The 10,814-nt window shown below is 51.7% G+C and carries 6 protein-coding genes; all 6 read right to left on the reverse strand.

Annotated elements, in window-relative coordinates; all coding sequences use genetic code 11:
- Positions 1–123: 123 nt before the first annotated feature.
- The 6 genes from L975_RS03895 to L975_RS03925 all read right to left on the reverse strand — a co-directional run bounded on the left by L975_RS03895 (position 124) and on the right by L975_RS03925 (position 10,279).
- On the reverse strand, positions 124–1,113 hold the full coding sequence (locus tag L975_RS03895; protein WP_039044617.1) for an ABC transporter ATP-binding protein: 990 nt from the start codon (positions 1,111–1,113) through the stop codon (positions 124–126).
- 11 nt (positions 1,114–1,124) lie between these two features.
- Positions 1,125–2,117 carry an ABC transporter ATP-binding protein gene (locus L975_RS03900; protein ID WP_010862512.1) on the reverse strand — a complete coding sequence of 331 codons (993 nt, stop codon included), beginning with the start codon at positions 2,115–2,117 and terminating at the stop codon, positions 1,125–1,127.
- Entirely contained in the window at positions 2,114–3,013 is a 900-nt protein-coding gene (locus L975_RS03905) for an ABC transporter permease (RefSeq protein WP_010862511.1), read from the reverse strand. Before L975_RS03905 ends, L975_RS03900 begins: the two co-directional genes overlap by 4 nt.
- Before the next feature lie 2 nt (positions 3,014–3,015).
- A complete protein-coding gene (locus L975_RS03910; RefSeq protein WP_047707322.1) occupies positions 3,016–3,999 on the reverse strand; it encodes an ABC transporter permease in 984 nt (327 codons plus the stop codon).
- 171 nt (positions 4,000–4,170) lie between these two features.
- A complete protein-coding gene (locus tag L975_RS03915) occupies positions 4,171–5,847 on the reverse strand; it encodes an ABC transporter substrate-binding protein (protein WP_036768638.1) in 1,677 nt (558 codons plus the stop codon).
- Between the two features lie 979 nt (positions 5,848–6,826).
- Positions 6,827–10,279, reverse strand: a complete 3,453-nt coding sequence (locus L975_RS03925) for a response regulator (protein ID WP_039044615.1) — start codon at positions 10,277–10,279, stop codon at positions 6,827–6,829.
- Positions 10,280–10,814 lie beyond the last annotated feature (535 nt).

The following is a 10,814-nucleotide window of genomic DNA, read 5'->3' on the forward strand; positions in this document are numbered from 1 at the left end:
TGGTCTTCCTCACGGTATAGACCGGCTTGCTGGCCGCGCAGACCAGGCGGTGCTTGCAGCACCGCCTGTTTTGCGCCGTGCCGCTCGTAGCCGAGATGGTTTACTAGCAGCATGGCTGGTTCCTTATGATGTAAACAGGTGGCAACGAACGAAGTGGTTACTGCCAAGCTGAGTCACTTCGGGCAGTGCTTCGGTACATTTGGCCGTGGCGTGTGTACAGCGTCCGGCGAACGGACAGCCGACGCTGTCTGGTGTCCAGAGCGGGATCTCGCCCTTTTCTCCTTCCAGCTTGGCGTGGATACTCTTGCTCGGATCCGGTACCGCCGAGATCAGCAGCTTGGTGTACGGATGCTGAGGATGATGGATCACCTCTTCGGTATCACCCCATTCCACCATGTGCCCAACGTACATAACGGCAATGTCTTCTGCCAGATAACGCGCGGTGGCGATATCGTGGGTGATGTACATCATCGCCATGTCGTTTTCGTGCTTCATCTCTTCCAGTAAGTTGAGCACCCCAGCACGAATCGAAACGTCCAGCATGGAGGTTGGTTCATCCGCCAGTACCACATCGGCTTCTACCGCCAAGTTGCGGGCAATGTTGACCCGCTGACGTTGACCGCCGGAGAGCTGGTGCGGGTATTTTTCTGAGGTGGCTTTCACCGGCACCAGACCCACTTGCTCCAGCAGCTGGTACACGCGCTCACGGCACTCAGCCTGAGAGCTCACTTTTTTGTGCAGCAGCAGTGGGCGTGCAATGTGGTGATAAATAGTGTGGGTTGGGTTCAATGAACCGAACGGATCTTGCCACACCATCTGAATCGCCGCCCGGTAGTTCAGCAGATCATGACGGGATTTGATGTCATCAATATTGCGGCCTTTATAGGTAATCTGGCCGCCGTTTTGGTGGTACATCTTGGCGATGATCCGGGCAGTGGTACTTTTACCTGAGCCCGACTCACCCACCACCGCCAGCGCACGGCGGCGGTAGAGTTTAAACGACACGTCATTCAGTGCCCGCATCATTGGCTTGTTGAGGGCATGGCTGTTGATTGGGAAATCCTTAATCAGATTTTTCCCTTCAACAATTGGCAGTTCTACGATATTCGACATATTTCCACTCCTTACCCGACAACCAGTTTTTGCGCAGCCTGCTGGGTAAACAGATGGCAGTTGGTAAATCGATGCGGTTCAACCTGATGCAGTTTGGTGTACTCGCTAAAACATTGCTGTGTGGCTTTCGGGCAGCGCGCTTGGAAACGGCAGCCTACCGGAATTTCCAGCAAGTTCAGCGGGTTGCCTGGGATGCCAGTTAGCGGCGTCTTCGGACCAAACATCGGTGGGAAGGAGTTAGACAGCCCTTCGGTGTACGGGTGATACGGCTTGGTCAGGATCTCCTTAGATGGTGCGACTTCCGCCAGTTCACCGGCATACATGATGCCGATCCGGTCGGTAAACTCGACCATCAAGCTCAGATCGTGAGTAATGAACAGAATCGAGAAGCCGAATTCTTCTTTCAGTGCATAGATCTTTTGCAGGATTTCACGCTGTACAACGACGTCCAGTGCGGTGGTTGGCTCATCCATGATGATCAGTTTTGGATTGAGCGCCAAAGCAATGGCAATTACCAGACGCTGGCGCATACCGCCGGAGAACTGGTGCGGATAGTCGCGCAGACGGCTTGGGTGAATATCCACAATCTCCAGCAGACCTTCGGCGCGGCGGATCGCCTGCTCGCGGGTCATGTTGGTGTGGGCCATCAGTACGTCACAGAACTGCTCTTCCAGCGTCAGTACTGGGTTGAGTGAGTTCATGGCGCTTTGGAACACCATACTGATGCTTTCCCAGCGAAACTTGGTCATCTTCGCTTCGCTGAATTTTAGGATGTCCTGTCCATCGAACAGGATCTCTCCGCCAGTGATAAATGCAGGCGGTTTGTGCAGGCGCATAGCCGAGAAGGCGACGGTACTTTTACCGCAACCGGATTCACCGGCCAGACCGAAGATCTCGCCTTTTTTGATATCAAAGCTGACATTGTTGACCGCACGCACATCGCCGGCATCAGTAATGTAATCAACGCACAGGTTGCGGATTTCCAGCTGAATATCCTTACTCATGCTATTTCCTCCTGCTGTTTACGCATCATAGACTTCCAGCGTTGCATGCCTTTTTGTGAGCGCAGCTGCGGGTTGGCAATTTCATCGACGGCAAAGTTCAGCAGAGCCAGACCGATAACCAGAATAATCAGAGCCAGACATGGTGCGACCACTTCCCACCAGGCGCCGACCAGAATGGCCGAGGAGGTTTGTACGTTGTACAGCATGATGCCCCAGCTAACGATATTTGGGTCACCCAGACCTAAGTATTCCAAGGTTGCTTCGGTCATGATGGCGTACATCACCGAGCCGATGAAGGACGCACCAATGATGGACATCAGGTTCGGCAGAATTTCGACCAGAATGATGCGCCAAGACGGTTCACCCAGCAGTTCGGCGGCTTTAACAAACTCCTTCTCACGCAGTGACATGGTCTGTGCGCGTACCACCCGTGCGCCCCACGCCCATGACGTGAAGCCTATTATGAGTGTGATGACGAAAGGACTCGCCTGACCGATAAAGGCTGCAAGGACGAACAAGAGCGGCAATTGCGGAATAACCAGCATCACGTTCATAAAGAAAGTCAGGACTTCATCAATCTTGCCACCGAAGTAACCGGCAGTGACGCCCATCGCAACGGCGAGGGTACAAACGATGATCCCGGCGCCAAAACCCACAGCGAGGGAAACTTTACCGCCGTGGATCACTTGGCTCATCACGTCACGGCCCATACGGGTGGTGCCCATGACGTGTTCAGCACTTGGTGCTTCGTGTGGACGGCCAACACGCTTATCTGGCACATGGGTGGTGATGAACGAGGCCGACAGCGCCAACAGGATGAAGGCAATGATGATGCCGGAGCCGACCAGTGCTTTCGGGTTACCGAGCACAATTTTGACAAAATTTGGCATACGCATGCTTAGTTTCCTCCCTTACGCAGACGCGGATCCAGAACGACGTACAGCAGGTCAGCGATGAAGTTGAAGGCCAGCATAAAGATACACATCAACAGCAGTTGTCCCTGAATGACCTGGTAGTCACGTGCCAAAATGGCTTTGTAGAGCACGGTGCCAAGGCCCGGGTAGTTAAAGACAATCTCGATAATCAGCTGACCACCGATTGCGGTACCCAGCGCCATCGACAGTGCCGTTACGGTTGGCAGGATGGCGTTACGTGCTGCGTAGTTGAATACCACACGGTTCTGGCTCAAGCCTTTGGCTTTGGCCATGGTGATGAAGTCTTCGTTCAGCAAGTTGATCATGTTGTTACGCATGGTGATCAGGAAGCCCCCAACCTGAATCAGCGCGGCGCAACCCACTGGCAAAATGGCGTGGTACATGACATCGGAGATGAATGTCAGACTAAACTCGGGCTCGGAGCCTGGAGTAAAGGCGTAGCTGGTCGGGAACCATTGCAGACCGACCCCAAAGATGAACAGGGCCAACAGTGCAACCACCACCGGAGGCACGGCTTGGAACACCATCATCAGTGGCGAAGCAAAAGAGTCATAACGGCTGCCACGGAACCAAGCGGCGAAGATCCCCATTACGGAGCCGATGGCAAAGGCGACGATAATCGCGGTACCGGCGAGGAACAGTGACCAACCAAATGCCGAGGCCAGTACATCGTTAACAGTGGCAGGGAAGAACTGAGTAGATACGCCCAAGTTACCGCTGAAGATACTCTTGATGTAGGTCAGGTATTGCTCCCAAAGAGGCGCATCCACAAACCCGAACATTTTTTTCAGTGCTTCGATTTTTTCCGGCGTTACCTGCGCGGTGGCAGAAGCAAACATCATGGTGACAGGATCACCCGGCATTGCGCGAGGAAGCGCAAAATTTATCGTCGCGGCGACCATAAATGCGACGAGATAAAACGATAAACGTCTAATAAAAAAGCCCATAGCTCACACCTTTCCTTAAGAATTTGTGTCCTGGTTTCCTTTCTGGTACAGCTTTTTATAATTATTAGGGTAAAGAAAACCCCCTGGCTCCGTTCAGCCAGCTTGCTTGGCGGATACTCAGGGGGTTGAGTATTAACGTAAGGCCTGAGCCAACCCCAGGCCCTGGGTTAATTAAGACTGCTTAGGAGTCAGAGACAGTACTTGCAGTAAACGCTCTGGGTAGCCGTTCCAGATTTGTGGACGGGCAACCGGGTTCTTCTCGTTAAACCAACCGTCGAAACGCTTGGTGTTGTACTGGAAGAACTCTACGCCACTGTAGACCGGAATAGTGATCTGCTGAGACGCGATGCGCTCTTGGATCTTATTCATGATCTCATGCTGTTCTTTCTTGTCTGCGGTCTTGTTGAAAGAGTCCAGCAGCTTGTCCAGCTCAGCATCTTTGTAGTGGTGCATAGCGAAGCGACCGAACTGCTCGCCACCTTGGTACTTCGAGTTGAACGCGGTGTCGAAATACTTGAACGGTGTTGGACCGTGGAAGTAGTTGGTGAACGCTGCATCGTAGTCACCTTTCGCCATCTTGGTGTTCAGGACAGCAAATTCAGGGGTGGCCGCTTTCGCTTTGATGCCGACGTCAGCCAGTTGTTCTACACCCAGCTGTACTACGTTGTTGAAGTCAGTCCAGCCGTTCGGGCTGATTACGGTCAGTTCCAGTTTCTTACCGCTTGGGGTTTCTACGAAGCCGTCACCGTTAGTATCTTTAAAGCCTGCTTTCGCCAGCAGCTCTTTAGCGCCTTTCACGTCGTGCGTCATGAATGGCTTGTACTTGTTGTGAGTATCTTCGCTTGCCCAGTTTTTGAATGCTGGACCAATACCGGAAGCGTAGTCGTTCACCACACCGTTACCGTAGGCCGCGATGTCGATGATAGCTTGACGATCCAGAGCCATGGAGAAGGCGCGGCGGAAGTCAACGTTGTTAATGGCTTCGTTCACTGCAGCGTTCGGGCTGGTGTAGTTCAGAACGAATGCGGTAGTACCTGCTGGGGTATACCAGTACTTGTGGTTTGGTGATGCCGCAGCATAAGTACGGTCGATGTCAGGAATGAAGGAAGACGTCCAGTCCAGCTCGCTGTTAACGATCTTAGCCAGCAGCTGATCGTTGTTGGCGATTTGCGGCATGCGCAGACAGTCAACTTTAACCTGGTCTTTTTGCCAGTAGTTCGGGTTTTCACACTGTACGTACAGTTGTGGAGTGAAAGTCTCGATCTGGGTATAAGGACCGGTACCGACAGGGTTTTCGTTGGTGAAAGTCACTGGATCTTTGACTTTTTCCCATACGTGCTTAGCAACGACTGGAACCTTAACGATTTCGTTGGCAACCGCAGTATTCACTTCTACCAGATCAAACTTGACCTTGTTCGGGCCAACTTTCTCTGCTTTAGAGATCCACTTGTAGATACCTACGGAATCCATTTCTGGGTGCTTTTTGACCATATCGAAAGAGAACACGACGTCATCAGCAGTGAATGGTTGTCCATCAGACCATTTCACGCCATCACGGATGTCGAAAGTGATGCTCTTCAGATCCGGTGCCATGGTAAAACCAGTGGCCAGACGGAATACCGGCTCGTTGCCTTTCATTTCGTTGAATACGACTAATGGTTCATAGATGAAGTCATTAGTGGTACGCAGTGAGGTGTTCAGGTACGGGTTAAAGTTTCTAACAAACGCGGTGAAAAAATCAGGCACAATGGTAACCATTGATTTTTCTGCCGCAACAGTTGCAGTTGCGGAGAGGCCAGATGTGACTGCTGCTAACAGTGCTACCGCAATTTTAGTCTTCCTAAGCATAGCTGTTCCTTACTATTTGCTTATTGGTTTTGATGCAGTGGTAAGTCCGTAAGTTTTCAAATCTGGAAAACTAAATCGGCTTACTTGCTGTGGACCACCGTTATACATCTCCTATTTCTCTCCCCGTCGTAACGGTGGTGTTTCCTGCTTCAGCACGTTAAGGAAACGCCTGTTTACCAAAAGCGTCAATCAGTGCTTTCGTTAATATCGTAAAACTCCGACGTTTTCTCGTTAAAAACGGCAAAATTATTCCGTCGCTTTTACAGAGGCTAAAACAGGATGTGAAATGTGTCGCAGTGGTTCCGGTTAAATGCAATAAGTGTGATATTTTGCATTAATTATAACCTTATGTTTTTTAAGTGAGTTTATTATTTTCATCCGTAAAATAATGCAAGCAAACTGACGGCGTTGTTTTTTCGCCTGCGTAAAAATTAAGCGCTTGAAATCCTGTGATTGGTATCTCAAACCCGTCATCTTCTGGTCATATTGGCCTGAAAGCGCCACAAATTGACCCAATTTGAGTGCTCCCGAGAGCGCTGATACCTTCCTCATCGCGACTTATTTCTGCCCTGAAAATATGACTTGGTGCACAAAGCGGGTTCGCTCGATGCGCAGGGGCTAATTGGTTAATGATTAAACAGTGAGAAGATGGTGGGGTCGTGGATGTAGTAATCAATGAAGTCATAGATGTAGCTATCGCGCCGAGGTAATGAAGAGAAAAAGAGATCAAGGCCGGGCGGTGAGCGCTAGATGGCTTGTTATCAGGCTCCGGGGGAACGAATCGGTTACGTGGGAGCATGAGCCCCTCGCAAGAGAGTTGTTGGCGCAATGGCCAGACAAGGTTAGTCGATGGCCGTGACTCACTCGACGGGTACGGATAACAAGACGGCGCGGCGCGATGAAAGTTCGGCGCTTTTTATGGCTACACTGGCGCCGGTGTGCCAGTGTGCCGTTGGTATGACGTGAGGCTACGACAGCGTTATTTAAGCAGCAATTGCAGCTGTTGGCGTAGATTTTCCAGTACGGTGCGGTTGTCGCTACGTTTGCGCGCTTGTTGCAGCACAAAATCCAGCGTACTCATGACCGTGCGCCAGCGCGGCGTTTTCGGTAGGGTTTCAATTTGCAGGTATTTATCCATCGTTCGAGTCTGCAAGGTGCCGCGGTCAATGTAGACGCGCCACAGGCCACTTTGCTCGGCTAAATCAAATTTGCCCTTGCCGGTACTCTCTTCCCAATAAGCCAGTGCCAGTTTCATGGCTTTGACCATGTTTTCCCGCAGCTTTGCATCGCGCTCTTCACTGCATTGCAGGCGCTCGGCCAGTTCGGCAAATTCGCTCCCCAATTCGCGTAATTGGCTCAAGGTGGCTTGATTGCCTTCACTGGCAAAGGAAACCACCGATTCGAGGGCATTTTCTAGCGCTTGTACCCGATGGGTTGGTAATTCAACGCGGGTATTGAACAGCACCAGATAACCTAACTCGCTGCTGGCCGGCAAGCGTGACAGTTGCAGGTTGTACGGCTTACTTTCGCCATTAATGGTGAGTGTCACTTCGCCTTGATAGAACTCACGACTGGCCGGTAACAGCTGCTCGAGTGGCTCAGCAAGCCAATCTTTGAGGGTATGCAGGGCCAGCTCAGCTTCCGGAACGCTGAGCAGGGTTTCCGCCGCTTTGTTGGCTAAGGTGATTTTGCCGCGGGTATCGGTCAGCAGAATTGGCTCTGCACTGTGCTCGAGCAAGGTTAAGAGACGTTGTTGGATCTCTTTTAGGTGCTGGGTCAGCTGTTGCTCGGCATTCAAGGTATCTTGCAGCTGTTGGTTTTCTTGCTCAATACCGGCCAAACGGCGGGTATCGAGCTGGGCTTGAATGCGCGCCAGCAGCTCTTCTTGGCAAAACGGTTTGGTTAGGTAGTCATTGGCGCCGGCGCTGAAGCCGCGCACGATCTCTTCTGGTTGGCTTAAGGCGGTCAGCATAATCACCGGCAGCTGCAGGCGGTCAAAGTGTTCGCGCAGCGCCTTACAGACATCGTAGCCGGTGATTTCCGGCATCATGACATCCAACAACACAATATCGGGTTCGTGTTGTAAACAGTAGGCAATGGCCGCCTCGCCGTGGGTGACACTATCGAGGCTAAAGCCGGACAGACTCAGATAGTTGTACAGGATCTGAATATTGATCGGCTCATCATCCACAATCAGGATCCGCGCCGCCGGATGAGCGTTATCGGTCGATTGCGGCAGACTCGGCACGGTTGGTTGTACCGCATTGACGCCCTGAGAAGTCAGCGGCGGTAAGCGTGAGGTTGTGGTGAGCGGTGCGCTGTCGCTTCGCACGCTCTGGGCCGCGGCACCTGCCGTGGCAAGCGGTAGGTGGAAACTGAATGTGGAGCCGACCAATGGTTCGGAGTGTACTGATAAGCTGCCGTGCATCAGTTCGACTAATTGGCGACTGATGCTCAAACCCAGTCCGAGCCCCGCGCTGTGCTGCTGACCGGCTTGGACCAGTGGCTCAAAAATGGTGGCCAGCATGTCTGGCTCGATCCCAGGCCCGGTGTCGCGCACCGACAGGGTCAGATACTGCTCATCATGGCTGGCGGACAGGATGATTTTACCTTCGGTGGTGAACTTGATGGCATTGCCGAGCAGGTTATATAGAATCTGCTCCAGACGTTGCTCATCGGCCATCACGGTGGGCAGATCGTGACCGAGGCGATTGACGATTTTCAGCGGTTTGTCGGCGACCAAATGTTGCGATAACTCAATCACCACGCTGGCCGCGGCGGTGACATCAACCGGCTGTAAGTACAGCTCCAGATCGCCGTAGCGCATCTTGTGGTAGTCGAGCAGTTCGTTAACCAGCTTGGCCAGCCGATGTCCGCTCTTGGCAACCATATGCAGCTGATGCTCTTGCTGCGGCGTGAGAGGTCCAGCGGCGCCGGCCAACATGGATTCGGCAATCCCTAACATGCCGTGCAGTGGGGTGCGCAGCTCATGCGAGGTATTGGCCAAAAACTCATCTTTGAGCTTATCGGCTACCTGCAACTCTTTGTTTTGCTGCTCGATTAATGCCACTTTCTGCTCTAATTCATCGTTTTGTGCTTTGATTAAATCCAGCTGATCGCGAATCGAGGCCTGCATAAAGGCAAAGCTTTTGGCCAGACTGCCGAGCTCATCGGTGCGGTTTTGGCCGGCGATCGGGTGATCCAAATTGCCGTCGGCCACTTCACGTGCCGCTTCCATCAGTTTGAGCAGCGGGGCGGTGATGGAGTTCGAAAGCCAGTGCGAGGCCAAAATGACGGCGGCCAAGGTCAGCGCCATCATCGCCAAGAACAGCTTTTTCAGTGCGGCGATCCGAGCAAAGGCCTCTTCGGTGGTCATTTCGGTGAGTAGCGCCCAATGTTGGCCGAACACATCCAGTGGGGTGTAGGCGGCAATCACGGCTGAACCGTCAATCGAGCGACTGATCCCGTTACCGGTGTGGCCTTCTAACGCTTGGGTAATAAAAGGGGCGCTGAGCTGCTGTAAGCTGCCGGTTTGTTTGCTGTAAATCGGCGTAATACCGCGCGCAATGTGATCGGGACCGACCAACAAAATAGAGCTGGTGTGGCCGAGTAAAGTTGCATCACTCAAGATACTGTTCAGTTTGCGCTTGGTCAGCTGGAAGATAAAAATAGAGTGCAAATAGCCATTTTGACTGACCGGCGCGGCCAAATAAGCGGTGTGCTCTTTGGTCACGGGATCGGTGGAGAAATCGATAAAAATCAGCGGAGTTTTATTGCTGGTGGCACTGCCGCTGTCATCTTGCTGTACCGTTTTTAAGGTTTGCCGAAAGGCGTTCGCCAGTCCGGTTTGTTTCCATTGGCCATGCAGTAAGTTGGTGCCGAAATTACGATTTTTAGTCACCGAATAAACCACATCGCCTTGGGTATTGGCAATCAAGATGTCGGAAAAATCGGAAAAACGCAGCTTTTCAACAAACGAGGGATGAAAGCGGCTATGTAACAGACGGTAGCGCTCACTACCCACATAGGCTCCGTAACCTTGCGGAGTTTCGTTTTTAATCAGGTTATTGGGTTTATCACCACTGCCCGGAATATAACGATTCTGGGCATTTTTGCGGGCTTCATCGTCATTATCGCCCAGCATTTGGAAGGCATTGACCAAACCATAAAAGCGTCCGCCCGCGGCGGTGGCCAGTTCGGTATTCACAAAGCCCAGCACTTGTTCTTCTAAGGAGTGGAAATAGTCATTGAGCTGATTTTTTTTGATGTCACGTACCGCAACCAAATAGTTGTTGGTCTGTTCGGTTAAATCGGTGGCATGGACTTTGAGCAGGAACCAAGCAGCAAAACTAAACGGAATAATGCTGAACAATAAAAAGGCCAGCATCAGCTTGGGTTGTAGTTTTTTGTATGCACGCTCGTGTAATGCCATTTCTCGTTAATTTTCCGGATGATTTTGGAAAAAATGCCGACGGGTTTTAACGTGAATGGTAAGGAGAGTGCAGGAAAAGAGACAGATTATTGTGATTTAGTGGTGTAATTTTGCGAAGTGGTGCAATTATTCGTGTAATTGACGCGCAGATACAAATTAACGTTTTTAACGGGAGAAGAAGGCGTTGAGTACGCGTTATGCAACTGGGCGTCTATGGCCGCTCACCGCATCAACCGGCGCTGTAAAGCGGGTATTGAAGGGATAATGAAATCGTGGAGCCAAATGAGTAACAAGAGATAGCCAGTGTACGTGGCGTGGCAAGTAAGCAAGATAGTGAGTAAGTGCTTACGGGGAAGCTCGGTTAAGGGGCGCTGGTTGACGAAAAGGACAGGGAAATCGTGCACTGAGGCTGTGTGGGGCGAATTTTAGATACAAAAAAACGGCTTTCGCCGTTAATTGTTGGTGCGAAGAGAGGGACTTGAACCCTCACGTCCGTTAAGACACTAACACCTGAAGCTAGCGCGTCTACCAATTC

The organism is Plesiomonas sp. ZOR0011, from assembly GCF_000800945.1.
GTDB classification, from domain to species: Bacteria; Pseudomonadota; Gammaproteobacteria; order Enterobacterales; family CAMTGL01; genus Plesiomonas; species Plesiomonas shigelloides.